This is a genomic window from Vineibacter terrae, from assembly GCF_008039615.1.
Classification (GTDB): domain Bacteria; phylum Pseudomonadota; class Alphaproteobacteria; order Reyranellales; family Reyranellaceae; genus Vineibacter; species Vineibacter terrae.
In genome coordinates, this window is record NZ_VDUZ01000011.1 from 162,430 (window position 1) to 188,940 (window position 26,511).

Genomic DNA, 26,511 nt, shown 5'->3' on the forward strand with positions numbered 1-26,511 from the left:
TGCACGTCCGCCCGGATCGGGTGGCCTCACAGCGGATTGAGCGCGGCGAAATGCTGGGCGATGGCAAGCCGCGACGTGACCCAGACGTCCTTGCGCGAGGCGACGTGCTGCATGAACTTCGCCAGCGCGCCGATCCGGCCGGGGCGGCCGATGATCCGCAGATGCACGCCCAGGGACATGATCCTGGGCTGCGCAGCGCCTTCCTCGTAGAGCTGGTCGAAGCTGTCGACGGCGTACTCGAGCCACTGGGCCGGCGAGTAGGCGGGCGCCACCCACATCTTCATGTCGTTGGTGTCGATCGCGTACGGGACGATGACGATCCCCCGCTGGGCGCCACCGACGTCGACGAGATCCCACCGCGGCACATCGTCCCCGAAATCGTCCATGTGGTAGAAGTAGCCCTCCTCGATCAGCAGCCGGCGCGTGTTCTCGGTGAAGAGGTAGCGGGACAGCCATCCCAGGGGACGCGCGCCCGTGGTGGCGCGCAGGCTTTCGGTCGCCTGGCGGATGAAGGCGCGCTCGCGTTCCTCCTTGAACGAGAACTGGTGCACCCAGCGATGGCCATGGCTGCAGACCTCATGGCCGCCCGCGGCGATGGCCCGCGCCAGATCGGGCGCCTTCTCGAGCGCCACCGCCGCCGCGGTGAACGTGCACGTGAAGCCGTATTGGTCGAGCAGGCGCATCACCCGCGGCGCGCCGGCGGTGATGCCGTACAGGTAGTTGCTCTCGTTGGCGTAGTTGCGAACCGGGATCTTCAGCGAGACTCCGAGCTCGTCGACCGGCTCAGGTCCCTTGTCGCCGGCTGAAATGTTCTGCTCTGCGCCTTCCTCGACGTTGACGACGAACGACATCGCGATGCGACGGTCCTGCGGCAGCGAGAAGCGAACCCCCATGATCGAGAACTCCTAAATGTCCGGACAAATAAAATAGCGGCCGCGGGAGCCACCGTCAACGCAGCGCAGCCGCGCCTTTCGTCGTCGTCAAACCATCGCGACGCGATACCGCAGCCAGACGATCCCGCCGGACAGGGTTTCGCTCGCGACAAGGTCGAGCTTGCAGCGGGCGCCCAGGGTGTCGGCCTCGGCGCCGTCGATGTCGAACACGGCCTGCGTTCCCCTGAGGCCGTCGACGGCCGGAACGACCAGCAGGCTGAGCTCGTCGATCACGCCGGCCCGCAGCATGGAGCCGTTGATGCCGCCGCCGCCTTCCACCAGCAGGCGCTCGATGCCGAACAGCGCCCGCAGCTTGCCGAGCAATAGCGGAAAGTCGACAGTATCGGCGCCGGCGAAGACGTATGACTGGCCGCCCGCCTGCAAGGCCAGCAGGTGGCTGTCCGGCACCACTTCGGTCAGCGCCACGATGACGTGATCGCCTTCGATCTCGTTGCGCGCGCCCCAGTCGAGCCGGCCGCTGGCGTCGAGCGCGATCGCGAAGCTGGCGGCATCCTTGCGCGCCACGTGGTCGGTGCGCGCCACCGGCGCGCCGGCTTCGGGCGTGCGCGCGAGCGGCGCCGCACTGTCGGCGTAGCCCTGCATCGTGACGCGGCCGCACATCCAGGCGTCGCCGGCCAGCCGGTTGTGAACGGCCTCGTAGTGCCGGTCGGGCGGCGCCGTCTTCCAGCGCCGGGACCTGATCCGGCCGTCCACCGAGCTGGTCATGTGGCAGATCACGTAGGGCCGATCCGATGGCATGACGGACTCCTTTCCTGGGTGGGCCGGCACGACGGCAGGCGGACGCGGCGCATCGTCCGCCGGGCGGCGGTCGAAAAGGCATGAAAGGCGGTCAATCGGCGGCGCGTCGGCAGCGGTGCGAGGCTTGTCCGGTGGCTGGGGGACTAGGATTCGAACCTAGACTAACGGGGTCAGAACCCGTCGTTCTACCGTTAAACTATCCCCCACCGGGATGGCCGGGCTGCCGGCAGGCGATGATGTAGCGGCGTCGGCCGGCCTTGGCAAGGGTTGCGCTGCGGGTTCCACCCTCCTGATTCTGCTCGCCGATTGCCCCCCGCTTGGGTACGATCCCGAAGGGAGAGGCCAATATGACGGAGGCGGGGACCGGTGTCGGCGGCTGGCGGTGTGGGCGTTTCGCGCACACATTCGCTGCGATCGACCTCGGCACGAACAACTGCCGTTTGCTGGTGGCGCGCGCGTCAGCCACCGGATTTGACGTGCTCGACTCCTATTCCCGTCCCGTCCGCCTCGGCGAGGGCATCGCGGCCCACGAGACGCTGTGCAGCGGCGCGATCGACCGCACCCTGGATGCGCTGGAGGCCTGCGCCGGCAAGATACGCAAGGCCGGCGTCACGCGCTCGCGCCATATCGCCACGGAGGCCTGCCGCCGGGCCCTGAACGGCGCCGATTTCCTGGCCCGGGTGCAGGCCCGCACCGGGCTCACGTTCCGGATCATCACCCCGCAGGAGGAGGCGCGCCTGGCGCTCGCCAGCTGCGAGTCGCTGATCGACCGGCGTGCCACCCATGTCTTGCTGGTCGATATCGGCGGCGGCTCGACCGACGTCGTCTGGGTCGCCGCCCGGCCGCGCGAGGACGGGCCCTGCGGCGTCGCGCTCACGATCCTCGACACCGTCTCGGTGCCCTGGGGCGTCGTCACCCTGACCGAGTCGCGGCTGGCCGGGCAGTCGCGGCGCGAGCCGCTGGCCGCGGGCGTCTACGAGCAGATGGTGGCGCAGATCATGGAGGCCTTGGCGCCGTTCTGCCGTCGCAACGCCGTGCGTGCGCGGGCCGCGGCGGGCGGCGTGCAGATGATCGGCGCCTCGGGCACGGTCACCACCATGGCGGCCTACGGCATGGGCCTGAAGCGCTACCACCGGGCAACGGTCGACGGCACCAGCATCGAGCGTGACACCATCCTGCGGCTGGGCGCGCAGCTGGCGCGCATGTCGGTGGCCGAGCTGGCGGAGCTGCCCTGCATCGGCTGGGAGCGCGCCGAGCTCGCCCTGGCCGGCGGCGCCATCCTGGAAGCGGTATGCCGGCAATGGCCGGTCAACAGGGTCGTGGTCGCCGATCGCGGCCTGCGCGAAGGCGTGCTGGTCGACCTCATGCGCGAGGCCGACCGCGAATGCGATCCTTTGACGCGGCGCCTGGAAGAGACGGCGGCGACCACTTCGTGATTCGTTAGCAGCATCATGGCCAGGGACAAAGGCGGGAGCCGCTCCACGCGGGGTGGCGGTGTCACGGGGCGCCGCGAGGCGGCGGTGCGGGTCAAGACGGCGCGCGGGCGCACCGTCTCGTCGGCGCGTTGGCTGGAGCGCCAGCTGAACGACCCCTACGTGCATGAGGCCAAGCGGCTGGGCTATCGCTCGCGCGCCGCCTTCAAGCTCAGCGAGATCGACGACCAGTTCCGCTTCCTGCGGCCGGGCGCCGCGGTCGTCGACCTGGGCTGCGCGCCCGGCGGCTGGTGCCAGGTGGCGGTGCAGCGCATCCGTCCCCTGGAGACCGGCGGGCGCATCGTCGGCATCGACCTGACGCCAGTCGAGCCGATCGCAGGCGTCACCCTGCTGCACCAGGATTTCATGAGCGACGAGGCGCCGGCGCGCCTGAAGGAGGCCCTGGGCGGGCCGGCGGATGCCGTGCTGAGCGACATGGCGGCGCCGGCCACCGGCCATCCCCAGACCGACCACCTGCGCATCATGGGCCTGGCCGAGGCGGCGCACGACTTCGCGCGCGAGGTGCTGAAGCCCGGCGGCGCTTTCGTCGCCAAGGTGCTGCGCGGCGGCACCGAGCGCGCGCTGCTGGAGCAGCTGAAGCGCGATTTCAGGGTGGTGAAGCACGTCAAGCCGCCGGCAAGCCGGGCCGACTCGGCCGAGATGTTCGTCGTCGCGACCGGCTTCCGTGGCGGCGAGTGAAACCGGAGGAGCAACGTGACGATCTCGATGTATGCGGCGAGCGTGCCGGTCTTCAAGCGCCAGCTCGGCGCCCTGGGCAAAATCCTGGACAAGGCGGCCGCCCATGCTGCGGCCCGGAAGATCGCCGATTCTGTACTGCTGCAGACCCGGCTCTATCCCGATATGTTCCCGCTGGCGCGTCAGGTGCAGATCGCGGCCGACTTCGCCAAGAGCACGCCGGCGCGCCTGGCCGGCGTCGAGTTCCCCAAATACGAGGACAACGAGACGACGCTGGCCGAGCTCAAGGCGCGCATCGACCGCACCCTTGCCTACGTCGATACATTCAAGCCGGCGCAATTCGAGGGCAGCGAGGAGCGCGAGATCACCCTGCCGATCGCCGGCAATCCCCTGACGCTCAAGGGCGAGGTCTTCCTGCTGCACTTCGCGATGCCCAACTTCTATTTCCACAACACCACGGCCTACGGCATCCTGCGGCTGTGCGGCGTGGAGCTGGGCAAGCGCGACTTCATCGACCTATGACCGACCCGCACGTCATCGCGTTCTACGATCGCCATCCGATCAGCGCCGACCAGATCCTGGCCAAGGTCGGCGGCGCGCCCTCCGGCGCCGCCGATCTGTGGCCGCACGATCAGGACCACTATGGCGGGCTCGAGGCCAACGCGGCGCTGGCGCAGCGGGCCGCGATCGGGCCGGGCACGCGCGTGCTGGACCTGTGCGCCGGGCTGTGCGGGCCGGCCAGGCACAATGCCGCCACCCTGGGCTGCAGCGTGGTGGCGCTGGAGCTCAACGCCCAGCGCGCATCAGGCGCCCGCAGGCTCAACGCCCTGGTCGGCTTCGACCGGCGCATTGCCGTGGTGCAAGGCGATGCCACCCGGCCGCCGTTCGGCGATGGCGCCTTCGACGTGGTGTGGAGCCAGGAGGCGTTCCTCCATATCGCCGACAAGACAGGGCTGCTGGCCGGCGCGCGACGGGTGCTGAAGCCGGGCGGACGGCTGGCATTCACCGACTGGACCGCCGGGCCCGCATTGACCGATGCCGACCGCCGGCTGATGGACGAGGGCATCGCCGCCAAGGCGATCCACAGCCCCGCCGAGTACGAGGGGCTGCTGACAGGGGCCGGGTTCGCCGAGATCCGCCGCGAGGACCTGTCGGCGGCATGGCGGTCGATCCTGCAGGCCCGGCTCGAGATGTACCGGCATCTGCGGGACGAGGCGCAGCGCGCCACCGGCGCCGACCCGCACGCCGATTACGTGCGCTTCTACGAGCGCTTCGTGGCCCTGGTGGCGGGCGGCGCCCTGGGCGGTGCCCGCTTCGTCGCCGTCGCCTGACGCTTTGTTGCCGCCACGCGGGCGTCGGCGCAATAAAGCGCCGACGGTCGCGCGCAAGGGGGCGTGCGACGCATAGCCTCTATATCTTGTCATCGCTTGGCAGCGGAGCCGCGATGTGTATGATGACGCGCCATCCAAAGGGAAGCCCGGGATGGCGCGCGCCGCCATCCCCATGCGGAGGTGGCCAATGTTCCAGGAAGCACTGACCTTTGACGACGTGCTCCTGAAGCCCGCCGCGTCATCGGTTCTGCCCGGACAAGTCGATACCCGTTCCCGGCTCACGCGCACCATCGATCTCGGCATCCCCCTGATGTCGGCGGCGATGGACACGGTGACCGAGGCGCCGATGGCGATCGCCATGGCGCAGGCCGGCGGCATCGGCGTGATCCACAAGAACCTCGACGCCGAGGCCCAGGCGGACGAGGTGCGCAAGGTCAAGAAGTTCGAGAGCGGCATGGTGGTCAATCCGCTGACCATCCCGCCCGAGGCGCCGCTGGCCGACGCGCTGAAGCTGATGGCCGATCACCAGATCTCCGGCATCCCCGTGGTCGAGCGCGGCAGCGGCAAGCTGGTCGGCATCCTGACCAACCGCGACGTGCGCTTCGCCACCGACGTCATGGCGCCGGTGCACACGCTGATGACGCGCAAGGTGGTGACGGTGCGCGAGGGCGTCGGTCCCGACGAGGCCAAGCGGCTGCTGCACCAGCACCGCATCGAGAAGCTGCTGGTGGTCGACGACGCCTACAAGTGCATCGGCCTGATCACGGTCAAGGACATCGAGAAGGCCAACAAGTTCCCTGGCGCCAGCAAGGACGAGAAGGGCCGGCTGCGCGTCGCGGCCGCCACCGGCGTCGGCGACGACGGCTACCGCCGTGCCGAGGCGCTGCTGGCGGCCGATGTCGACGTGATCGTGGTCGACACCGCCCACGGCCATTCCCGCGGCGTGCTCGACTCGGTGAGCCGCATCAAGAAGCTCAGCAACTACGCCCAGGTCATCGCCGGCAACATCGCCACCGCCGAAGGCGCCAAGGCGCTGATCGATTCAGGCGCCGATGCGGTGAAGATCGGCATCGGCCCGGGCTCGATCTGCACCACGCGCGTGGTGGCCGGCGTCGGCATGCCGCAGCTCACCGCGATCCTGGAGGCGGCCGAGATGTGCCACGCCGCCGGCGTGCCGGCGATCGCCGACGGCGGCATCAAGTATTCCGGCGACCTCGCCAAGGCGATCGCCGCCGGCGCCGACTGCGCCATGATCGGCTCGCTGCTGGCCGGCACCGACGAGGCGCCGGGCGAGGTGCTGCTCTATCAGGGCCGCTCCTACAAGTCCTATCGCGGCATGGGCTCGATCGGCGCCATGGCGCGCGGCTCGGCCGACCGCTATTTCCAGCAGGAGGTGGCGAGCACGCTGAAGCTGGTGCCCGAGGGCATCGAGGGCCGCGTGCCCTACAAGGGTCCGGTGGGCAACATCCTGCACCAGCTGGTGGGTGGCCTGCGCGCCGCGATGGGCTATACCGGCAACGGCACGCTGGTGGCCATGCAGAAGGGCTGCACGTTCGTGCGCATCAGCGGCGCCGGCCTGCGCGAGAGCCATGTGCACGATGTCGAGATCATGCGTGAAGCGCCCAACTACAGGCAGAACGGCTAGGACAAGGTGACAACGGCTCAACCGGACAGCGCGCCTTCTGGCGCGCTCAAGCATATGCTCGTGGAACCCGGCAACGGCAAGAAAAGCGCGGCAGGCGCCGCATGGTCTGGTCGCAGCGGCCTGGAGCGGGTGCGGCCATGACCCCGGGCGCGCGGCTGGCGACGGCGATCGAGATCCTGGGCGAGGTGCTGGCCCATCCCAACCGGCCGGCGGATGCCGTGGTCGGCGACTACCTGCGGCAGCGCAAGTTCATCGGCGGCGGCGACCGGCGGGCCATCTCCGAGCGGGTCTACGGCGTGCTGCGCCGCCGGGCTCAGATCGAATGGTGGCTGGAGCATGCCCGCCACACCGGCGAGGTGTCGCCGCGCATGCGGGTATTCGCCGACGGCGTGCTGACCGACGGCCTTATCGTCGAGCGCATGGAGAAGACCATCGATGCCGGCCGCTACCGGCCGGCGTCGCTCACCGATGCCGAGCGCGCGACCCTGAAGCGGCTGGAGGGCCATACGCTGGACCATCCGGCGCAGTCGCGCGCCACGCGGCTGAACGTGCCGGCCTGGGTCGAGCCGTATCTCGATACCGCCTTCGGCGCCAATTTCGAGCGCGAGGTGGCGGCCCTGTCCGAGCCGGCGCCGGTCGACCTGCGCGTCAACCCGCTGAAGGGCGGCCGCGCCGAGGCGCGGGCGGCGCTGGCCGAGGAGGGGATCGAAGTCCACAACACCAAGCTCTCGCCGCTGGGCCTGCGGCTCAAGGCGCGCGCCTCGGTCGTGGCGACGCAGCCTTTCCGCGACGGCCTGATCGAGGTGCAGGACGAGGGCTCCCAGCTGGTCGGCCTGCTGGTGGGCGCCAGGCCCGGCATGCAGGTGGTCGATTTCTGCGCCGGGGCCGGCGGCAAGACGCTGGCGATCGCGGCCAGCATGGAGAACAAGGGCCGGGTCGTGGCCTGCGACGTGTCTTCCTTCCGGCTGGAGCGCTCGGCCCAGCGCCTGCGCCGCGCCGGCGTGCACAACGCCGAGCGCCGCACCCTCGACGCCGAGGGCCGCAAATGGCTGAAGCGCCATGCCGGCAAGTTCGACCGCGTGCTGGTCGACGCGCCCTGCACCGGCATCGGCACCTGGCGCCGCAATCCCGACGCGCGCTGGACGCTGAAGCCCGAGGACATCGCCGAGCTGCCGCCCAAGCAGGGTGAGATCCTGGCCACGGCCGCGAAGCTGGTGAAGCCGGGCGGCCGCCTGGTCTACGCCACCTGCTCGCTGCTGCCGGTCGAGAACGAGGCGCAGGTCGCCGACTTCCTGGCCGCCCACCCCGATTTCGCCGCGGTGCCGATCGCCGATGCCTGGCAGCAGAACGTGGGCACGGCGTTTCCGGACGGCGCGGCGTCGGGCGACTGGCTGCGGCTGACGCCGGCGCGACACCACACCGACGGCTTCTTCGTCGCCGTGCTCGAGCGCAAGGCCTGACCATGCGCGTGCGCCCGGCCCGCCCCGACGACGCCGCGATCCTGGCACGCATCTACGTCGCCGCCTGGCGCGATGCCTATGCCGGCATCCTGCCCGACGCGCTGCTGGTGGGCATGTCCGACGTGCGCCACGCAGCGGCCTGGCAGCACGAGCTGGCGGCGCGCGACCACCAGAGCGAAACGCTGGTGGCCGAGGACGAGGACGGCGTGCTGGGCCTGGTCACGATCGGGCCGGCGCGGCGCGTCTCGCGCGCCCAGCTCGAGGGCGGCGAGATCTACCGCCTCTATGTCGCGCCCGAGCGCCAGGGCGAGGGCGCCGGCAAGATGCTGCTGATGGCCAGCTTCGACTGGCTGATCAACCGCGAGGTTGATGCCGTGATCGTCTGGGTGCTGGCCGAGAACCCGTCGCGCTTCTTCTACGAGGCGATGGGCGGCACCCGCCTGGGCGAGAAGAGCGACCATGTCGGTGGCGCCAAGGTGCGCGAGATCGCCTACGGCTGGACCGATCTCGTGGCCGCCCTCGACAAGCTGGCGGCGCGATGATGACGACGTCATTTCCCTCCCCAGCTTTGCTGGGGAGGTGCCCCGAAGGGGCGGAGGGGAGCCGACGTGGTCTCAGCTTCATAGACCACGAAGGCTCCCCATCCGGCCTTCGGCCACCTTCCCCACGCAAGCGTGGGGAAGGAAAAGGAACAAGGAGCCCCTCCGCATGACCGACCGCATCCTGATCGTCGACTTCGGCTCGCAGGTGACGCAGCTCATCGCGCGGCGCGTGCGCGAGGCGGGCGTCTATTGCGAGATCCATCCCTTCAACGCGCTCGACGACGCCAGGCTCAAGGCCTTCGACGCCAAGGGCATCATCCTGTCGGGCGGACCGGCGTCGGTCACCGAAACGGGCACGCCGCGGGTGCCGCAGGCGGCCTTCACCCAGGGCGTGCCGGTGCTGGGCATCTGCTACGGCGAGCAGGCGATGGCGGCGCAGCTGGGCGGCGCCGTCGAGGGCGGCCATCACCGCGAGTTCGGCCGCGCCGAGGTCGAGGTCAAGGAGCCCAGCGCCCTGTTCGACGGCGTCTGGAAGCCGGGCGACCGCAAGCCGGTATGGATGAGCCACGGCGATCGCGTCACGCGTCTGCCGCCGGGCTTCCGGGTCGTGGCCACCAGCCAGAACGCGCCCTTCGCCGCCGTGGCCGACGAGGCGCGCCGGTTCTACGGCGTGCAGTTCCACCCCGAGGTCATGCACACGCCTGACGGCGCCAAGCTGCTGCGCAACTTCGCGCTCAACATCGCCGGCTGCGCCGGCGACTGGACCATGGGCGCCTTCAGGCAGCGCGCCATCGCCGCGATCCGCGAGCAGGTCGGCAAGGCGCGGGTGATCTGCGGCCTGTCGGGCGGTGTCGACTCCTCGGTGGTGGCGGTGCTGCTGCACGAGGCGATCGGCGAGCAGCTGCAATGCGTGTTCGTCGACCACGGGCTCTTGCGGCTGGGCGAAGCCGAGCAGGTGGTGCGGATGTTCCGCGACCACTACAACATCCCGCTGATCCATCGCGATGCCTCGGACCTGTTCCTCAAGGAGCTGGCCGGCGTCACCGACCCCGAGCAGAAGCGCAAGACCATCGGCCGCCTGTTCATCGATGTCTTCGAGGCGGAGGCCAAGAAGGTCGGCGACGCCCAGTTCCTGGCCCAGGGCACGCTCTACCCCGACGTGATCGAGTCGGTGTCGTTCACCGGCGGACCGTCGGTGACGATCAAGAGCCATCACAATGTCGGCGGCCTGCCCGAGCGCATGCATCTGAAGCTGGTCGAGCCGCTGCGCGAGCTGTTCAAGGACGAGGTGCGCGCGCTGGGCCGCGAGCTGGGCATGCCGGCCGACATGGTGAACCGCCACCCGTTCCCCGGGCCCGGCCTGGCGATCCGCATCCCCGGCGACATCACCCGGGAGAAGCTCGACCTGCTGCGCCAGGTCGATGCCGTCTACCTCGACGAGATCCGCAAATCAGCGCTGTACGACGATATCTGGCAGGCCTTCGCGGTGCTGCTGCCGGTGCGGACCGTGGGCGTGATGGGCGACGGCCGCACCTACGACCAGGCCTGCGCGCTGCGCGCCGTGACCTCGACCGACGGCATGACGGCCGACTACTACCCGTTCCCGCACGAGTTCCTGGGCCGAGTGGCGACGCGCATCATAAACGAGGTGCGCGGGATCAACCGGGTGACGTACGACATCACGAGCAAGCCGCCGGGGACGATCGAGTGGGAATGATTTTTGCCCATCCGGGCGTATCCAAAAATACGCCACGATGCGCATAAGTGACTGAAATATATAAATAAGTATCTCAAAATCTTTCAGCGTCTATCGCTGGGCTAGCCTCCGGAATGACGGTATGGCTGACGGTATGGCGCATCTTGTCTCAGCCGAAAATCGCATATACCGTCAGGGCCAAGAGAGATGCTGACGGTATATTTTTTGGCATAATGCTCTGTAAAAACAGGGAAAATACCAAATCAGAAGGGCCATTTTTGGCCTGACGGTATAATTGGGCGCTCTCCGGTATATTTTGTCCAGTCTGGAGGGTGTGGATGTTGACAGACGCCGCCATTAAGGCCCTGAAACCGAAAGAAAAATTATACAAGATCGTGGACCGTGACGGTATGTATGTCGTGGTCCAGCCATCGGGCGCGATCGTCTTCCGCCTGGACTACCGACTGAACGGCCGCCGGGAGACGTTGACGCTGGGGCGCTACGGTCCCGCTGGGCTCTCCCTGGCTCGGGCGCGTGAGAAATTGGTCGATGCTCGGCGCGCCATTTCGGAGGGCCGCTCGCCGGCGCAGGAGAAGCAGCGCGAGAAGCGTCGCCTCCAGGAGGCAAAGAGCTTCGGCCAGTTCGGTGAGCGCTGGCTTCAGGAAGCACGAATGGCGGACAGCACGCGCGCCATGCGTCGATCAATCTTCGAGCGTGACATTCTTCCGGCGTTTCGCAACCGGCTACTGCCGGAGATCCTGCCGGAGGATCTGCGCGGGCTGTGCGCGAAGGTGAAGGAGCGTGGAGCTCCGGCAACGGCGGTCCACGTCAGGGACATCGTGAAGCTGGTCTTCGCCTTCGCCATCCTGCATGGCGAGAAGGTCGCCAACCCGGCCGACGAAGTTGGCCCGGCGTCGATCGCGACCTTCGTGCCGAAGGACCGATCCCTGTCTCCGGCGGAGATCCGCATCATGCTCGGCCAGATCGAGCATGTGGCGACGCTCCCGACGATCCGGCTCGGGATAAAGCTGATCCTGCTGTCGATGGTGCGAAAGAGCGAATTGCAGGACGCGGTTTGGGATGAGGTCGATTTCGAGAACGCCGTCTGGTCGATCCCCAAGGAGCGGATGAAGCGATCGAAAGCGCACAATGTCTATCTGTCTCAGCAGATGCTCGACATCTTCATCGCTCTCAAGACCTGCGCCGGCAATTCTAAGTACGTCCTGCCGTCGCGCTACGACGCTGACGCCCCGATGTCACGCGCGACCTTCAACCGGATCACGACGGCGGTGGTGGAGCGTGCCAAGAAGGAGGGGCTGCCGCTGGAGTCCTTTACGGTCCATGATCTCCGGCGAACCGGCTCAACCCTGCTGAACGAGCTGGGCTTCAACAGCGACTGGATCGAGAAGTGTTTGGCGCACGAAGACGGGCGATCGTCGCGGGGCATCTACAACAAGGCTGAGTATGAGCATCAGCGCCGGCACATGATGCAGGAATGGTCCAACCTGGTGGATGCCTGGGTCGCTGGCCAGAAATACACGCCGACCCTTTATCCTCCGACGATGGATCTACTCACGCCTGAGCCCGATGTTTGATGGGGCGGGTCTTGCGGAGTTGGACGTCGGGGATGGGCGCGCGCTTCACGGCCTTGGCGCGTGAAGCGCGGCGCCGTCCTTCCAACCAGGCTTCGATCTCGGAAAGATCCCAGACTACGCAGCGGGACGTGAGATAGAAGCGCTGGGGAAATTCACCGCGCTGTTCCATGTCATAAATCGTCGTGTCGGCGAGAGGGACCATTTCCCGGAGTTGGTGCCTCCGGATAGTCCGCTTAACGACGGTTTCGGCTTGCTGCTTCATCTGAAAAATCCCTCATCCGTCTGCCTGCATGGATAGAAGGCGATAGATGATGCGGAATGGAAGCATGAATCGGAGAGCGTAGAGGTGCGTCGTGTTCTGGCGTGCAAATCGGACAAGGCGCATGAAACCTGTGCCTCAGGGCGATTTCAGGTTAGGCGTCATAGTTGACGCATTGGTGACTTATTTTAAGCGGTGCTCAACAGCACGGGGCGAGCAATCTTCGGCCTGCGTTGGCCTGCTGCCATAGATAAATTCTGGTCCTTGGCAATCACGCGCAGACTCGCCGCTGCGTGATGGAACACCCGAAAAGCGTCGGCCACGGCGGGGTCAACGAATGTAGTGGTTGTCTGATTATCTTGCGGGCGCGTTAGGACGCCAGATGGAATGGCTTGGTGCCATTGGCGAGCGGCTTTGAATGATTGCACCAATGCGCCGAAGGTGGGGTATGCATGGTCGACGTGGGCGTCGTCGACTGAAACCAGCTTTCCCGAAATTTCGCAGGGCACACAGCCGTCGGCGTCACCATGCTTTGCAAAGAATTCGCGTTTTGCGGCATGGAGATCGGCCATGACAGCAGCTCTGCAGGCGTCAGAGAACTCTTGCGCCTCTGGCTTCGGCGTACCCTTGACCGCCCAAATGAAGCTGAAGTCGGTTTCAGTGCCGTCGACACGAATCACCCAAAACCCCTTCGTCGCACCGCCTGAACTGAAGTTCATGCGGACGTCGAAATAATCGACGCCGCAGCCGATTTTGGAATCTTCCTCAGCGTGTGCGGCATCGAAGCGCTCAAGGAGCGCCATGAGGTCGGCGTGATCCTGTGCGTCATCAATAGGTGTGCGAAGCGGATGGCGGTCGCGAATCTCTCTGAAATGCTGCTCCGCCGCTTTCTGCGTTTTCCATTCTCTTCCGTTGGAAAGTGTGATCGTCTTCGCCATTGCCACTCATCTCTGCCCGAGGTTCCGGTACCACTTCCGTTCGGGAGGGGTCTTCGACGTGTCATCGTAGCGGAAGCATTCAGCAAGATCGTCCACGGATTGCAGCACGCCGAGCAGCACATGGGCGTTGATCGGCGTGCCACCGCCGGTCTCATAGTGACTGACGTAGTTGGCGATGATCGCCGGCACATGCTGGTTGCGGAAATCCGACTTCTGCTGCGCGGACAGCACGAGCTTCCCGCAGCCGTCATAGAGGTCAATGGCTGCCGAGATGGCGTCGATGGCATTGCCGACCGTCTTATTGTCGCTTCGTATAGCGTAGTCTGGCGGCACCGGAATTTTCAGCTTGGAGATGATCTGCGACAACTTGAACTCTAGGTACTGCCGCACGAACGGCTGTCCGATATCCACTTGCCCGGCCAGAAGATGCGTTGTCGCAAGGGTTTTGAGTCGGTTCGCGTCGAGTTGGCTTGCGTACACGTTCCCCGTGGGGGCTGCACCTTGCAGGCGCTGGTGGTGCCAGCCCACCTGTTCGCTTGCCGTCTTGTCAAAATATTTCTCCAGCAGCGTGTCGTGGCTGAGCACGATGAATTGCAGGCCGTCGGCCGCCGCTGAAGCCTGCAACTTGGTGCGCAAGGCCTCCATCAAAGCAAACTGGTGGCCGCCGTCGAAGCTGGAGGTGATGTCGTCGAGCACCATGAAGCGTGCGGGACCGCTCTGCTTAACCGCCGCAGCAAAAAAGATCGCCCCGGCAATGGCGTTCCGATAGCTCTCCGACAGGACGGCGCGCGCTGAGATGCCAGCCTCGCCGTAAAAGTTCTCCAGCTTCAGATCCACGTCCTGGCTGTCCGACGACCGCTCCAGCTTGGGCCGCATGTCTACACCACCTCGCACCAGGCCCCGGAACAGCTCCTGATAGCTTGCCTCGATCGCGTTGATGCGCTGGGTCGCCAGCCGGCTCTCCGCCTCGCCCACGGCCTTGGCTGCGGTACTGATGAAGGTCTGCCACCGCTCCCGCCACTTCTTGTGCGTCCGCCAGATGCCCGCGTCCTTCGCCGCTGTCCGGTGTCCAAGGATGGCTTCGCGAAAGCGGCTTCCGGCTTCAAGCTGCTGGGTCAGCGCGACGAGGGATGGGGAAAGTTCCGCTTGAAGCTCCTGTTCCCGCTTCTGCGCGGTCTCAAGGGTGGTCTTTCGCTCCTCTTCGAGCTGCTGCGCGCTATCGACCGCTTCACGCAAACGACCTTCGGTCAGGCGGCCTTCGCTCGCCAACTGCCGGATGTTCGCCCGGTGCTTCTTGTCGTCCGCGATGGTCAGGGCGGCGCAGCCTTCCAGCTTGTTGAGCCAATCTAGCCAGACGCTGGCGGTCACGACTTGCTTGAGGTCTTCACCCAGTTGGTCCGCTTCCCGGTAACGCTCAAGCAATCGCTCCATCCGCGCGGCGATGGGCTCTTCAATCCGCGTGTCACACACGGGGCATTGGTGGGGATCGCTCCAGTCCGCCTCTGCCACCGCGCCCTTGGCTGCCTCGAAAAGGTCCTGTCGGCTTTTGCTACCAGCAAGCGCGACCGCCGCGTCATGGCGGCGTGCCAGGTCGAGTAGCATCGCGATGTCGGCCGCCACCTCAGAAGCGGGTGCGCTTTGGGCAAGGGCTTCGATATTCCGCAGCACCTTTTGATATTCGGCTTTGGCCGGGCCGCCTTCCGCCGCGACGATGGCTGCGCGCGCGGCGTCCATATCCACCGTCAGTATGTTTTTTCCGGCGAAGGCGCGCGCGAGAGTCGGAACGGCCGCCAGTGCGGCCGTCACTTCCGCGATCCGCTGCTCTTCGGCCGAGAGGTCCTGTATAGCGGTTCCCGTCACGGCCTCAAACGCCGACAACGCCGCGGCCCGACAATCCCGTACGAGCCTTTCGGCAGCATCCAGCTTCGCCTTCAAGGCGGCCATCTGGAAATCGGTGTTGAAGGCGCGTGTGTTGCTCGCCTGATCGAACCGTTGGTGGAGGTGCGCGAAGCGGGCCAGCCCGATGAGGGAGGAGAAGGTGCGCCCACGATCGAGGGGTGTATCGTCGATGAAACGCGCGAACTTGGTGTAGTCTACGACCGTGAAGTCTTCGGCCAAAGAGGCGAGAAACGCTTCGGGATCGGCATGTCCTGTCGGGCTCGTCACGGTACGCTGCCCTGCGGCCGTGCGCTGGACAACGATTTCGACCGCCGCCGTGCCGTCGTCCGGTTTAAATTCCAGCGTGATAGAGCCGACCCCGCCCGTATGGAAGCGGTTCACGTAGTATGTCTCGGGCCGCTCGCTCCGCTGGAGCCCGTCGAGCTTGGGTAGCTTGCCGAAGATGGCGTAGCTGATGGCCTCGAAGAGCGAGGTCTTGCCGATGCCGTTCTGGGCATAGATGGAATTGACCGCGTCGGGCTTGAAGCGAAGGGTTAGCGGATCTCCCTCGTTCTTGATGCCCCGAAACCCTTCGACGCTGAGCTTGGTCAGATAGTAGCGGGGCATCACACATCCCCCGCAGCGTCTATGTCCGCCTGCGCGGCAACCTCCAGCGCCTCTAGGACCTTCTGATTGAAGTCCCGCCGCGCATTGTTGTCGCCGGTCTCCAGGACTGTGAGATTATCGAAGAGGATTTTGGCGCATTCGGCATCTACCGCCTCCAGGTGCGCTTTCAGCCTTTCGATATTCTTCTGCCAATCCTCGCCGATCGCGAAATCGAAAGAGTTCTGCATGCCGCCTCCCGAGCTTGGCCTCGCTGTCAGTCGGGATCATCGTCAGCCCCAAGCTGCGCGCTATCTCTCCGATTGACCTAGCCCAAATTCACGTATATAAAATATACGCAAAAGAGATTCAAGAGAGAATAGTTTCTATGCGTGTCTTGCGGAGAATGCATTGATCTGGGGTGCCGGGCAGAGGCTCGAATTCATTGAGTTCCGCCTGTTTTGGGAGGGGGCGATCAATCGCGCCGACCTCGTAGAGTTTTTCGGCATATCGATCCCTCAGGCATCGAAGGACCTGGCGCTCTATCAGGAGCGAGCACCAGGGAACATGGAGTACGACAAGCGCAGCAAGCGCTATGTCGCCGCCGAGCAATTCGTCCTGCGCTTCCTCGACCCTGACCCCTATGTGTATCTCGCGCAGCTTCGCGCGGTGACGGAAGGGGCAGTCCCTTCCCATGACTCATGGATCGCCGAGCTTCCGAGGGCTGACGTGGCCCTGACGCCTAAGCGGGACATCGACATTGGCGTCCTGCGCAAGGTTCTCGACGCGGTGCGCGAAGGCGCTTCGGTCGAGGTCTTCTACCAGTCGATGAACAAGGTGCGCCCGGATCCTATCTGGCGTCGGATCACGCCCCACGCTTTTGGCTATGACGGTTTCCGCTGGCACGTCCGGGCCTATTGCCACCTTGAGCACAGGTTCAAAGATTTCCTGCTGCCGCGGATTCTGGAGGTTGGCGCGAAGGGAGAGCCGGGAGAGACCGGCGAACAGGATTGGCTCTGGAACAATTATTTCGACGTCGTCATCGGGCCGCATCCCGCGCTAACCGAGAGTCAGAAAAAGGTCGTCGCCAAGGATTATGGGCTGGATCACGGCAACGGCGTACTCTCAGTTCGCTATGCGATGCTCTTCTACGTTTTGAAGCGTCTTGGTTTGCTTGGTGATGCCGCAAAGCAGAGCGCCCATACGCAGCATATCGTTACAATAAACCGCAAGGAAACTGAGGCCGCGCTTGAGAAGGCGGAGCTTCGGCTATGAACGAATCGGGGAGCGCCGACTGATGGGGGCGAGGCTTGAGGAGATAAAGAACGGCGCATCGGTGCGGGGCGTCGCCTCGGCGCAGGCCGTGCATGTCATTTCGGTCGATTGGATTGGCGATCAGGCGGTCAACGTCGTTTACCGCGATCACAACGGCACGGTGGCAGAGGCTGTTCTTTACCGGGACGACGAGCATCGTCTTGAAGTCGAGCAGAACGGGCGGCCCTGGTCGTTCGACGCCGATGGCGCGCTGCTGCGTCTGGTGACGGAAGCCAACCGCATCAAGCTGGCGCACTATTTTGACCCGTATCTGGCGATCCATACGAGTCTGGTCGATCCGCTGCCGCATCAAATCTCAGCGGTCTATGGCGAGATGCTGCCGCGCCAGCCGCTGCGCTTCCTCCTTGCCGATGATCCCGGCGCCGGCAAAACGATCATGGCCGGGCTATTGATGAAGGAGCTGATCGCCCGCAGCGATCTCGAGCGGTGCCTCGTCGTCGCTCCGGGCAGCCTGGTCGAGCAGTGGCAGGACGAACTCGGCCAGAAGTTCAATCTCGAATTCGACATCCTTTCCCGCGACATGATTGAGAACTCGCGTTCGAGCAATCCGTTCAGCGACCGGGATCGGCTGATCGTCCGTCTCGACGTGCTTGCGCGCAATGAGGAGCTTCAAGAGAAGCTCATGAGCGCGCGCGAATGGGATCTGATTATCTGCGACGAAGCGCATCGCATGTCGGCCACCTATTTCGGCGGCGAAGTCAAATATACGCGCCGTTATCAGGTCGGTCAGAAGCTCGGCCAGATCTGCCGGCACCTATTGCTGATGTCGGCGACGCCGCACAACGGCAAGGAAGAGGATTTCCAACTTTTCATGGCGCTGCTCGACGGCGATCGGTTCGAGGGCCGGTTTCGCGATGGCGTCCACTATGCCGACACCGAAGACATGATGCGGCGGCTGACCAAGGAGGAACTGCTCAAGTTCGACGGCCGGCCGCTCTTCCCGGAGCGGCGGGCGCGCACCGTCAAATATCAGCTATCGGCAGGGGAGGCTGCGCTCTACACCGCCGTCACCGAATATGTGCGCACCGAGATGAACCGCGTGCAGCGGTTCGCCGAGGGTGACGGGAAGAAGCGCAACAATGTTGGCTTCGCCTTGCAGATTCTACAGCGACGCCTCGCGTCGTCACCGGCCGCTATCTACCAGTCGCTCAAGCGGCGCCGCGAGCGACTGGAAAATGAGCTGGGCGAGGCGCGCCTTGCCGCCAAGGGTCGCCGGGCCGGCATGGGCGAACCGGCGGTCAACGCCGACATGCTGCGCAACATTGAGGAATATGGCCAGGAGGAGATCGACGAGCTTGAGGATCTGATCTCGACGGGAGCGACGACGGCCGAGACCGTTGAGCAACTCGCCCTGGAAGTCGAGACGCTGAAGGGCCTGGAAACGATGGCGCTCGGCGTGCTGCGCTCCGGCGTGGATACGAAGTGGAGCCAGCTCAATCGTATACTCGACGACGATCTCATGATCGACGCCGCCGGAAATCGCCGCAAGCTGATCATCTTCACCGAACCCAAGGACACGCTCCACTACCTGCTCGACAAGGTGCGGGCGCGGCTCGGCAATCCCGAGGCCGTGGAAGTGATCCATGGCGGAGTGTCGCGCGAAGAGCGGCGCAAGGTCGTTGAGCGGTTCATGCAGGACAAGGACATGCTGGTCCTCATCGCCAACGATGCGGCCGGCGAAGGCGTGAACCTTCAGCGTGGCCACCTCATGGTCAATTACGACCTGCCGTGGAACCCGAACAAGATCGAGCAGCGGTTCGGGCGCATCCATCGCATCGGCCAGACCGAGGTCTGCCATCTATGGAACCTCGTCGCGGCCGATACGCGCGAGGGCGAGGTTTATGCGCGGCTTCTTGAAAAGCTTGAGGCGGCGCGCGAGGCGCTGGGCGGCCGTGTCTATGACGTGCTGGGCGAGTTGTTCGACGGCGTGGCGCTCAAGGACCTGCTGTTCGAAGCGATCCAGTATGGCGAGAAAGAAGAGGTCAAGGCGCGTCTGTTCCAACAGGTCGATGGCGCCGTCGATCAGGCGAACCTGCTCGAACTGCTCCGTCGCCGGGCGCTGACCAACGACACCATGCCGGAGGCCAGGGTCGAGGAGCTGCGGCTGGAAATGGAACGCGCCGAGGCTCTGCGTCTTCAGCCGCACCACATCCAAAGCTTCTTCGTCGAGGCGTTCCAGCATCTGGGCGGCCGGGTCAAGCGCCGCGAGGAAGGGCGCTGGGAGATCAGCCATGTGCCGGTGCGCATCCGCGAGCGGGACCGCCAGATCGGGACTGGCGCGCCGATCCAGACGCAATATGAGCGGATCTGCTTCGAGAAGGACAAGATCAATCAACAGCCGGTCGCCGCTTTCGTCTGCCCTGGCCATCCGCTGCTCGAAGCTGTGATCAGCCTGATCCGCGAGCAGTATGAGCAGATCATGCGGCAGGGCGCGATCCTGGTGGACGACACCGATGCTGGCGACGCGCTGTCGGCGATTTTCCTGTTGGAGCACACCGTCCAGGACGGTCGCGTCACCAGCGCCGGCAAGCCGCATGTGATTTCGCAGCGGCTCCAGTTCGCCGCCATTGATAAGGCCGGGAACGCCGTCAACGCTGGCATCGCACCGCATTTGAATCTGCGGCCCGCCAAGCCGGAGGAGATCGCCAGCGTGCGCGACCTTCTGGAGGAGAGCTGGCTGACCACTGATCTGGAAAAGACTGCGATCCGGTTTGCTACGGTCGAATTGGCCCAGGGCCATGTCGCAGAGGTCAAGGCGCGGCGCCTGCCTGAGATCGAAAAGGTCGAGCAGGAAGTTCGTGCGCGGCTCAAGAAGGAGATCAACTACTGGGACTCGCGCGCCTTCGAGCTGAAGGAAGAGGAGAGGGCCGGCAAGAAGACGCGGGTGAATTGGCAGAACGCCCAGCGCCGGGCCGAAGACCTTGCGGAGCGGCAGAAACGCCGCATGGACCAGCTCGAACGGGAACGGTTCATTTCGTCGCAGCCGCCGCGTGTGCGGGGCGGCATGGTCGTCATCCCGCGAGGGCTGCTGGAAGAGCGTCAGACGCCAAGCGTTCCGAACCGCTTCGCGGAAGATCCCGCCGCACGTCGGCAGATCGAACTTGCGGCGATGGAAGCCGTCATGGCGGCCGAGCGTGCACTGGGTAACGAGCCGGCCGACGTCTCGGCCCAGAAGATCGGCTACGACATCGCTTCGCATGATCCGAGATCTGGGCATCTGCGCTTCATCGAGGTCAAGGGTCGCATCGACGGCGCGGACAGCGTGATGATCACGCGGCAGGAGGTCATCACCTCCCTGCACGAGCCGGAGAAATTCATCCTCGCGATCGTCTCCGTCAACGCCGGTTTCGCCCATGCGCCCCGCTATGTGCGCGGTCCACTCGTCGAGCGTGAGCCGTCCTTTCTGGAAACCGCGATCCAGTTTGACCTTCGACGCTTGCTGGAACGTGCAGAGGCGCCGTTATGACCGTGAACCGCCAGGTGGCGGCGCCCCCGGTCGCGTGGCCCGATTATTTCCAGCCGATCCAGGAACGCGCCACCAAACGATGGGATCAGCTTGAGGCGGACCCGGAACTTGCCGGGCCATGGCACCAGCTCTTCAAGCAGGTGCAGAGCCCTCGCCATATCCTCTCCGAGTTGCTTCAGAATGCTGATGATGCCGGCGCCAGCGAAGCGCGTGTCTCGATTGAGAATGATCGCTTCGTGTTCGAGCACAACGGCGAAGACTTCATCGAGGCTCACTTCGCGTCAATCTGCCGCTTCGGCTATTCCAATAAACGCGCGCTTCACACAATCGGGTTTCGAGGAATCGGGTTCAAGAGCACGTTCAGCCTGGGTGATCGCGTCGAGCTTTTCACGCCGACCCTGGCAGTCGCCTTCGAGCGCACGCGGTTCACCCAGCCGCATTGGATCGACAGCCGCAATCTGACGTCGGGGACCACGCGCGTCGAAGTAGCGATCGCCGACGCGCTGCTACGTCGTGAAGTCGAAAGGAACCTCGACGAATGGCTGAAGAGCCCGGTTTCACTGCTCTTTTTCAAAAAAATCCGCCGCCTGCGGATCGGCGACAGCGAGGTGCATTGGCAGAGCCTCGGACCCGGCCCCATCGCCGAGAGCGAATGGATGGCCTTGGATGAGAAGGCGGACAATCCCTTCTTGTTGGTGCGATCGGGCGAGGAAGCCTTTCCGGCTGAGGCGCTCGACGAGATCCGCAAGGAGCGGATGCTGGGGGCTGAGGACAGTGGTGATTTCCCGCCCTGCCGTATCGAGATCGTGCTGGGCGCGAAAGGCAGGCTCTATGTCGTGCTGCCGACCGGGGTCGAAACGACGCTTCCCTTCGCCTGCAACGCGCCCTTCATCCAGGATCCGGCGCGTCTCAAGATCAAGGACCCGGAGACCTCGCCGACCAATCGCTGGCTTCTGAATCGGGCCGGCGAACTCGCCGCGAGCGCGATGATGGAGTGGCTGGAGCGGACCAGGACCGGCGCGCAGGATCGGGCGGACGCCTATGGCCTGCTGCCCGACGTTGACCGAGAGGCGACGACGCTCGAAGGGGCATGTGGTGCGATCGTCGAGCTGGCGTTTGATGCTGCTATCGATGGCCGACCGATGCTGTTGACCGAAGAGGGGCAGCTTGTTGGCGCCAAGAGCGCAATCGCCGTCCCGCGGCCGATATTCGACATCTGGCCGGCGGACCAGGCCATGGCGTTGCTCGACGTCAAGGCCCGCCCGGCGTTGTGCCAGTATGTATCGTCCAAGGATCGGACCAAGCTCGTCCATTGGGGGCTGGTCGAGGAGTTCTCGAAGGCCGACCTGCTGGAGCGCCTGCGCAGCAATCATCTCCCTCGGCCCTCGACCTGGCGGCATCTGCTGAACCTGTGGTCCTACATCGCTCCCGAGGTCACGGGCTGGCAGTGCCATGATGCCGATAGCCTGCGGATTGTGCCCGTTCAGGGCAAGGAGGTGCTCTACGCGGCGTCGGAGATCGTTCGGCTTGGCGAGAAGAAGTTGCTCCAGTCGGAGGGAGACTGGGAGTTCCTCGCCAGCCACCTGATCGTCCTCAATCAGAACTGGACCCGCTTCCTCGCCGAGCAGCGTCGCGACAAGGGAGAGGGGGAGAGCCGCAACGATCCGGTCGAGGCGGCATTCGCGGTGCTGGAGGAGATCGGCCTCGACGGGACGAGCGACGTCAACGCAGTGATCGAGCGCGTCGCCGCCGATTATTTCGGCTCCGGTCAGCCGAAGCTCGCCGAGTGCGTCCAGCTTGCCCAGATCGCCGCCAAGCTGGGCGTCACGATCGGCGACGCCTTCCGATATGCCTGCGCCGATCTGAAGCTTCGGCCGATCGGCAAGGGGGTGTTGTTCGACGAGAATGGCGCGTTGGAGGAGTTGTTGCCGGAGTCCGTCCGAAAGACGCAGCTCCTGCATGGCGATTATGTGGCGAGCTTCAAATCCTGCACGCGGGAAGATTGGCAGCGCTGGGTGTCGTCGGGCCGTTCGGGGCTTCAGACGATGGCGCCGCTCGCTCAGAAGCGGACCAGCATTTACGGACGTCAGCGCGCCGTTGCGGAGGCGCAGGCGCGCGGGCAGCGCCAGCCGCTTTATTATGCCTATGTCACGGATAGCTTCGTTCTTGATGATTGGGACTTCCCAGCCGACTATTGGCGGCACTGGGAGTCGTTGTCGAAAGCCGATCCCGGTATTTGGGCCAAGGTCGTCGGGAAGGTCCTGGAGCAGCGCGACGCCTATTGGTCACGGGCTTCGAGCGCTCGCCTGTCGCAGGTGGCGACCACCGGATCGACGCGATCGGTCAGCTCGGAGCCGTTGCTGGCGGATTGGCTGCTGAAACTGCGGGCCAAGCCCTGCCTTCCTGACACCCGCAACATGATCCAGCTCTCGGCGGAACTGGTGCGCAGGACGCCGGAGACGGAGGCGCTGATCGACGTTGAGCCCTTCGTGCACGGGCTGCTCGACCGGGAAACGACGCGCCCGCTGCTCGATCTTCTCGGTGTCCGCAGCGCGCCTAGCGGCCCGGGGCGCCTGCTCGACCGGCTGCGCGCCCTGGCGAAATCCGACCGGGCGCCGGCGCATGAGGTCGAGAAATGGTATCGCCGCCTGGATCAGATGCTCGACGGTTGCTCGACCGCTGATGCGCAGAACATCAGGAACGCGTTCAAGGTCGAGAAGCTGATCCTCGCCCAGGACGGGACATGGGCAACGACCGGCGGCATCTTCCTGGCCGGGGATGAGGAGGATGTTCCCGGCGCCGCGGTCGTGCGCGCGTCCGTGCTCGACCTCAGCCTCTGGCGTCGTATCGGTGTCGCCGACCGCCCGTCCGCGGACCTCGCGCTGCAATGGCTCGGAACCCTGGCCTCAGGGAAGGTTCTGTCGGCCGACGACGCCCGGCGGGCTCGCACCTTGCTGGTCCGCTACCCGACTCGGATTTGGGAGGAGTGCGGGCACTGGCTAAACCTCGTGGCCGAATGGGCGCCGGTCGATACGCTCGCCTATGGCCTGAGCATGCAGACCCTGTTCCGCTGGAGCCATCTGCACGAATGGGTCAAGCGCAAAACCGCCGATTTTCAGCGGCTGTCGGCGGAGACCGTGCAGGCGCCGCCGTTCTCGACGTTGCCGGCCTTGTCGGACCTCGTCGAGGAACGGTTCAACCAACCGTCGCTGCTGGCCAGCATGGAAGACCGTCGCGCTTGGCTGACAGCGTTCGGAATGCAGCTCGGGCGCATAGAGCTTGCCGATGCCGCCGAGACCGAGCGCGTGCGGGCGCTGGCGGAAGCGATCGCGGAGACGAGCTGGGTCCAGACCCCCAAGCTGGAGGTTATTCCCTATCTCGACGGCGTGCCAGCCGGCATGGCCCGGCTCACTGACATTCTGTGGCTCGACCGCAAGCTGTTCGTCAGCCCGTTGTCGAAGGCTAAGCTCGCCAAGCGGGTACCCGAAGAGATCGGCAGAAGCCTGAGCGCGGATGTTCGCGCGGCGCTGTCCTATGCCTTCGAGCGTTCGCCCGAGGACATCAAGGAATATCTTGAGGAGAACTTCGCGCTCGGCTCTGAGCAAATCGTCGTCGCGCCGGCCGTCGAGGCCCAGCCCACAGCCGCTCGTAGCGATGATGATGCAGCCGACGACTCTGTCGAAGACATGCGCGACGATGGCGCGCCGGCCGAGGCGAACGATCTCCTCCTATCGGAGGAGGGCGAATCCGCCACGCAACCCAAACAGGAGCTGCAGACCGGAGAGCCGGATCGTGAGCTGATCGAAACGGACATTGCGACCAGGCCCCGTGCCGCGCCGAAGCCCGCTCGCCCCAGCGTCATGGCTCGCTTCGCACTCGGCCAGGGTTACAAGGCGGACGGCGAGGATCGCTTCTTCCATGCGGACGGGGGCTGGATTAGCCGCGCCAACGGCACACGGTTCCCGTGGGAACGCCGCTCGGCGGGAGGCGAGATCCTGCGCCACTACTATCCCAAGGATCATTGCCTGGAGCACGAACCGCTCCAGCTTGAAGCCGATGTCTGGGGGCTGCTCGACCAGAAACCGGACCTCTATTCGTTCATTCTCATCAACCCCGAGGGAGATCCCGTTGAAATGACGGGCGTCCGCCTGCGCGCACTGCGCGATGGAGGCGAACTGACCATTCACCCCGCAACGTACAGGCTTGTTTATGACCTCGACGACTAACACCAAGAAGAAATTGATCGAGGTTGCGATCCCGCTCGAAGCGATCAACGCTGCCTCCGCACGCGAGAAGTCGATCCGGCATGGGCATCCGTCAACGCTGCATCTGTGGTGGGCGCGGCGGCCGCTGGCAGCCTGCCGCGCCGTGCTGTTCGCCCAGCTTGTCGATGATCCGTCGAGCGACCTCGAAAAATTCCCCACGCATGAAGCACAGGAGGTGGAGCGCAAGCGCCTGTTCGGCATCATCGCGGAACTGGTGAAGTGGGAGAACTCGACCAACGAGGAGGTGCTGGAGCGCGCCCGCGCCGAAATCCGCAAGAGTTGCGGCGGAGAGCTGCCGCCGGTTTATGACCCGTTCTCGGGCGGTGGGTCGATCCCGCTGGAGGCGCAGCGCCTCGGTCTGCCCGCCTATGGCTCGGACCTGAACCCGGTCGCGGTAATGATCGGCAAGGCGATGATCGAGATCCCGCCGAAGTTCAAGGACAGGGACCCGATTCATCCCGGCGTGAAGGACCGGCAATTCTACCGCAACGCCGAGGGCCTAGCCGAGGACGTCAAATACTATGGCGAGTGGATGCGCGAGAAGGCGTGGGAGCGCATCGGGCATCTCTATCCGCAGGCGGACCTGCCCAAGCATTTGGGCGGCGGCAAAGCGACCGTCGTTGCCTGGATATGGGCGAGGACCGTTCCGAGCCCTGACCCTGCGTTTGCAGGTGTGCCGGTGCCGATTGCATCGAGTTTCCTGCTCACGCCTATGAAAGGGAAAGAGGCGTGGATCGAACCAGTAGTCGACAAAGCCACGAAGACTATCATCTATAAGGTTAGGCACGGTGGAACGGTTGACGAACTAGCTAGAGCTAAGGACGGAACGAAATCGGGACGTGGTGCGAATTTCGTATGCGTTCTATCCGGGACGGCAATTACTCCTGAATACGTGAAAGAATCCGGACGTGCCGGTAGGATGGGACAAGCCCTGATTGCTATAGTGGCAGAGGGAAAAGGCGGTAGATATTTTGTTGAAGCCTCGGCCGACCATGAGGCGATAGCATTTTCCACAAAGCCAAGCTGGAAGCCAGAAACAGCACTGCCCGCCGATCCGCGGAATTTTTGGACGATCGACTACGGGCTGACGACCTTTGGAAGTCTCTTTACGGATCGCCAGTTGGTTGCTCTGAATACCTTTTCAGATTTGGTTGAAGAAGTAAGGCAGAAGGCAGAAGAAGACGCCATAGCGTCGGGCTTGTCGGCGGATGGTGTCGAACTGCGAGCCGGTGGAACGGCTGCAAAAGCCTACTCTGAGGCTATCAGCGTATATCTGTCGTTTCTGATTTCTAAATTGGCCGACAAGGGATCGACTATTTGCACTTGGGACGCCGGACCTGCATCCAACAAGTCGGCTTCAGGGCGATCAGCCCGAGTGGCTACGGTGCGTGTGACCTTCGGGCGGCAGTCTCTACCGATGACCTGGGATTTTGCAGAGGTGAATTTCTTTAGTTCGTCGGTGGGTGCTCTTGAGACGGTCTTGAAAACGCTCGCAACTCCAATTCAATATTTTGGCTCTTCGACGTTTCAAATGGAATTGACGAGTTTGGGTAGTGGAGCGCCAACGAGATAGATCATGGCGATGAAGGTATCGACGTTGCGATAGCCGCGGGCGCGGGCACGGACGAGTTGGAACATG

The 26,511-nt window shown here is 64.8% G+C and carries 19 protein-coding genes and 1 tRNA gene; 13 read left to right on the forward strand and 7 right to left on the reverse strand.

Annotated features, from left to right (window positions below; translation table 11 throughout):
* Positions 1–26: 26 nt before the first annotated feature.
* The 3 genes from FHP25_RS12360 to FHP25_RS12370 all read right to left on the reverse strand — a co-directional run bounded on the left by FHP25_RS12360 (position 27) and on the right by FHP25_RS12370 (position 1,897).
* On the reverse strand, positions 27–893 hold the full coding sequence (locus FHP25_RS12360; protein ID WP_147847234.1) for a polysaccharide deacetylase family protein: 867 nt from the start codon (positions 891–893) through the stop codon (positions 27–29).
* Positions 894–980: 87 nt separating this feature from the next.
* On the reverse strand, positions 981–1,691 hold the full coding sequence (locus tag FHP25_RS12365) for a RibD family protein (RefSeq protein ID WP_147847235.1): 711 nt from the start codon (positions 1,689–1,691) through the stop codon (positions 981–983).
* Between the two features lie 132 nt (positions 1,692–1,823).
* Positions 1,824–1,897, reverse strand: a tRNA-Gln gene (locus tag FHP25_RS12370).
* Positions 1,898–2,038: 141 nt separating this feature from the next.
* On the opposite strand from FHP25_RS12370, the gene FHP25_RS12375 reads away from it, so the two are divergent.
* The 9 genes from FHP25_RS12375 (at position 2,039) to FHP25_RS12415 (ending at position 12,128) form a co-directional block, all read left to right on the forward strand.
* Positions 2,039–3,127: a Ppx/GppA phosphatase family protein gene (locus tag FHP25_RS12375; RefSeq protein WP_147847236.1), complete on the forward strand. Its 1,089-nt coding sequence runs from the start codon at positions 2,039–2,041 to the stop codon at positions 3,125–3,127.
* 15 nt (positions 3,128–3,142) lie between these two features.
* Positions 3,143–3,862: an RlmE family RNA methyltransferase gene (locus tag FHP25_RS12380; protein ID WP_147847237.1), complete on the forward strand. Its 720-nt coding sequence runs from the start codon at positions 3,143–3,145 to the stop codon at positions 3,860–3,862.
* Positions 3,863–3,877: 15 nt separating this feature from the next.
* Positions 3,878–4,381, forward strand: coding sequence for a DUF1993 domain-containing protein (locus tag FHP25_RS12385; protein WP_147847238.1), 504 nt, complete (start codon positions 3,878–3,880; stop codon positions 4,379–4,381).
* Positions 4,378–5,190 carry a class I SAM-dependent methyltransferase gene (locus FHP25_RS12390; protein ID WP_147847239.1) on the forward strand — a complete coding sequence of 271 codons (813 nt, stop codon included), beginning with the start codon at positions 4,378–4,380 and terminating at the stop codon, positions 5,188–5,190. Before FHP25_RS12385 ends, FHP25_RS12390 begins: the two co-directional genes overlap by 4 nt.
* A 187-nt stretch (positions 5,191–5,377) precedes the next feature.
* Positions 5,378–6,835, forward strand: coding sequence for an IMP dehydrogenase (gene guaB / locus FHP25_RS12395; protein WP_147847240.1), 1,458 nt, complete (start codon positions 5,378–5,380; stop codon positions 6,833–6,835).
* 137 nt (positions 6,836–6,972) lie between these two features.
* Positions 6,973–8,295: an RsmB/NOP family class I SAM-dependent RNA methyltransferase gene (locus FHP25_RS12400; RefSeq protein ID WP_147847241.1), complete on the forward strand. Its 1,323-nt coding sequence runs from the start codon at positions 6,973–6,975 to the stop codon at positions 8,293–8,295.
* A gap of 2 nt (positions 8,296–8,297) precedes the next feature.
* Positions 8,298–8,837: a GNAT family N-acetyltransferase gene (locus FHP25_RS12405; RefSeq protein WP_147847242.1), complete on the forward strand. Its 540-nt coding sequence runs from the start codon at positions 8,298–8,300 to the stop codon at positions 8,835–8,837.
* Between the two features lie 166 nt (positions 8,838–9,003).
* Positions 9,004–10,554 (forward strand): glutamine-hydrolyzing GMP synthase, encoded by a 1,551-nt coding sequence (guaA, locus tag FHP25_RS12410; RefSeq protein ID WP_147847243.1) that lies wholly within the window; start codon positions 9,004–9,006, stop codon positions 10,552–10,554.
* 317 nt (positions 10,555–10,871) lie between these two features.
* A complete protein-coding gene (locus FHP25_RS12415; RefSeq protein ID WP_147847244.1) occupies positions 10,872–12,128 on the forward strand; it encodes a tyrosine-type recombinase/integrase in 1,257 nt (418 codons plus the stop codon).
* On the opposite strand, the gene FHP25_RS12420 is transcribed toward FHP25_RS12415, so the two are convergent.
* The 4 genes from FHP25_RS12420 to FHP25_RS12435 all read right to left on the reverse strand — a co-directional run bounded on the left by FHP25_RS12420 (position 12,106) and on the right by FHP25_RS12435 (position 16,057).
* Complete coding sequence (locus FHP25_RS12420; protein WP_147847245.1) at positions 12,106–12,390, reverse strand: helix-turn-helix transcriptional regulator; 285 nt, start codon at positions 12,388–12,390, stop codon at positions 12,106–12,108. The genes FHP25_RS12415 and FHP25_RS12420 overlap by 23 nt on opposite strands.
* A gap of 185 nt (positions 12,391–12,575) precedes the next feature.
* Entirely contained in the window at positions 12,576–13,325 is a 750-nt protein-coding gene (locus FHP25_RS12425) for a DCL family protein (RefSeq protein WP_147847246.1), read from the reverse strand.
* Positions 13,326–13,331: 6 nt separating this feature from the next.
* Positions 13,332–15,830, reverse strand: a complete 2,499-nt coding sequence (locus FHP25_RS12430) for an ATP-binding protein (RefSeq protein WP_147847247.1) — start codon at positions 15,828–15,830, stop codon at positions 13,332–13,334.
* Positions 15,830–16,057: a hypothetical protein gene (locus FHP25_RS12435; RefSeq protein ID WP_147847248.1), complete on the reverse strand. Its 228-nt coding sequence runs from the start codon at positions 16,055–16,057 to the stop codon at positions 15,830–15,832. The genes FHP25_RS12430 and FHP25_RS12435 overlap by 1 nt, the downstream gene beginning before the upstream one ends.
* 160 nt (positions 16,058–16,217) lie before the next feature.
* Here FHP25_RS12435 and FHP25_RS12440 point away from each other — a divergent pair, with 160 nt between their 5' ends.
* From FHP25_RS12440 to FHP25_RS12455, 4 genes are read left to right on the forward strand one after another with little or no spacing between them, the layout of a single operon-like run.
* Positions 16,218–17,081: a WYL domain-containing transcriptional regulator gene (locus FHP25_RS12440; protein WP_147847249.1), complete on the forward strand. Its 864-nt coding sequence runs from the start codon at positions 16,218–16,220 to the stop codon at positions 17,079–17,081.
* A 22-nt stretch (positions 17,082–17,103) separates the two neighbouring features.
* Positions 17,104–20,607, forward strand: coding sequence for a helicase-related protein (locus FHP25_RS12445; protein ID WP_147847250.1), 3,504 nt, complete (start codon positions 17,104–17,106; stop codon positions 20,605–20,607).
* Positions 20,604–24,833 carry a sacsin N-terminal ATP-binding-like domain-containing protein gene (locus tag FHP25_RS12450; RefSeq protein ID WP_147847251.1) on the forward strand — a complete coding sequence of 1,410 codons (4,230 nt, stop codon included), beginning with the start codon at positions 20,604–20,606 and terminating at the stop codon, positions 24,831–24,833. The genes FHP25_RS12445 and FHP25_RS12450 overlap by 4 nt, the downstream gene beginning before the upstream one ends.
* Positions 24,817–26,445, forward strand: a complete 1,629-nt coding sequence (locus FHP25_RS12455) for a DUF1156 domain-containing protein (protein ID WP_147847252.1) — start codon at positions 24,817–24,819, stop codon at positions 26,443–26,445. Before FHP25_RS12450 ends, FHP25_RS12455 begins: the two co-directional genes overlap by 17 nt.
* The last annotated feature ends 66 nt before the right edge of the window (positions 26,446–26,511 follow it).

What these genes read in the sequence shown, in the direction of transcription:
- FHP25_RS12425 (WP_147847246.1), bottom strand. Translation starts at nt 13,325, where the DNA reads ATGGCGAAGACGATCACACTTTCCAACGGAAGAGAATGGAAAACGCAG.
- FHP25_RS12390 (WP_147847239.1), top strand. Translation starts at nt 4,378, where the DNA reads ATGACCGACCCGCACGTCATCGCGTTCTACGATCGCCATCCGATCAGC.
- FHP25_RS12380 (WP_147847237.1), top strand. Translation starts at nt 3,143, where the DNA reads ATGGCCAGGGACAAAGGCGGGAGCCGCTCCACGCGGGGTGGCGGTGTC.
- FHP25_RS12435 (WP_147847248.1), bottom strand. Translation starts at nt 16,057, where the DNA reads ATGCAGAACTCTTTCGATTTCGCGATCGGCGAGGATTGGCAGAAGAAT.
- guaA (WP_147847243.1), top strand. Translation starts at nt 9,004, where the DNA reads ATGACCGACCGCATCCTGATCGTCGACTTCGGCTCGCAGGTGACGCAG.
- FHP25_RS12365 (WP_147847235.1), bottom strand. Translation starts at nt 1,691, where the DNA reads ATGCCATCGGATCGGCCCTACGTGATCTGCCACATGACCAGCTCGGTG.
- FHP25_RS12400 (WP_147847241.1), top strand. Translation starts at nt 6,973, where the DNA reads ATGACCCCGGGCGCGCGGCTGGCGACGGCGATCGAGATCCTGGGCGAG.
- FHP25_RS12415 (WP_147847244.1), top strand. Translation starts at nt 10,872, where the DNA reads ATGTTGACAGACGCCGCCATTAAGGCCCTGAAACCGAAAGAAAAATTA.
- FHP25_RS12445 (WP_147847250.1), top strand. Translation starts at nt 17,104, where the DNA reads ATGGGGGCGAGGCTTGAGGAGATAAAGAACGGCGCATCGGTGCGGGGC.
- FHP25_RS12405 (WP_147847242.1), top strand. Translation starts at nt 8,298, where the DNA reads ATGCGCGTGCGCCCGGCCCGCCCCGACGACGCCGCGATCCTGGCACGC.
- FHP25_RS12360 (WP_147847234.1), bottom strand. Translation starts at nt 893, where the DNA reads ATGGGGGTTCGCTTCTCGCTGCCGCAGGACCGTCGCATCGCGATGTCG.
- FHP25_RS12455 (WP_147847252.1), top strand. Translation starts at nt 24,817, where the DNA reads ATGACCTCGACGACTAACACCAAGAAGAAATTGATCGAGGTTGCGATC.
- FHP25_RS12420 (WP_147847245.1), bottom strand. Translation starts at nt 12,390, where the DNA reads ATGAAGCAGCAAGCCGAAACCGTCGTTAAGCGGACTATCCGGAGGCAC.
- FHP25_RS12450 (WP_147847251.1), top strand. Translation starts at nt 20,604, where the DNA reads ATGACCGTGAACCGCCAGGTGGCGGCGCCCCCGGTCGCGTGGCCCGAT.
- FHP25_RS12430 (WP_147847247.1), bottom strand. Translation starts at nt 15,830, where the DNA reads ATGCCCCGCTACTATCTGACCAAGCTCAGCGTCGAAGGGTTTCGGGGC.
- FHP25_RS12375 (WP_147847236.1), top strand. Translation starts at nt 2,039, where the DNA reads ATGACGGAGGCGGGGACCGGTGTCGGCGGCTGGCGGTGTGGGCGTTTC.
- guaB (WP_147847240.1), top strand. Translation starts at nt 5,378, where the DNA reads ATGTTCCAGGAAGCACTGACCTTTGACGACGTGCTCCTGAAGCCCGCC.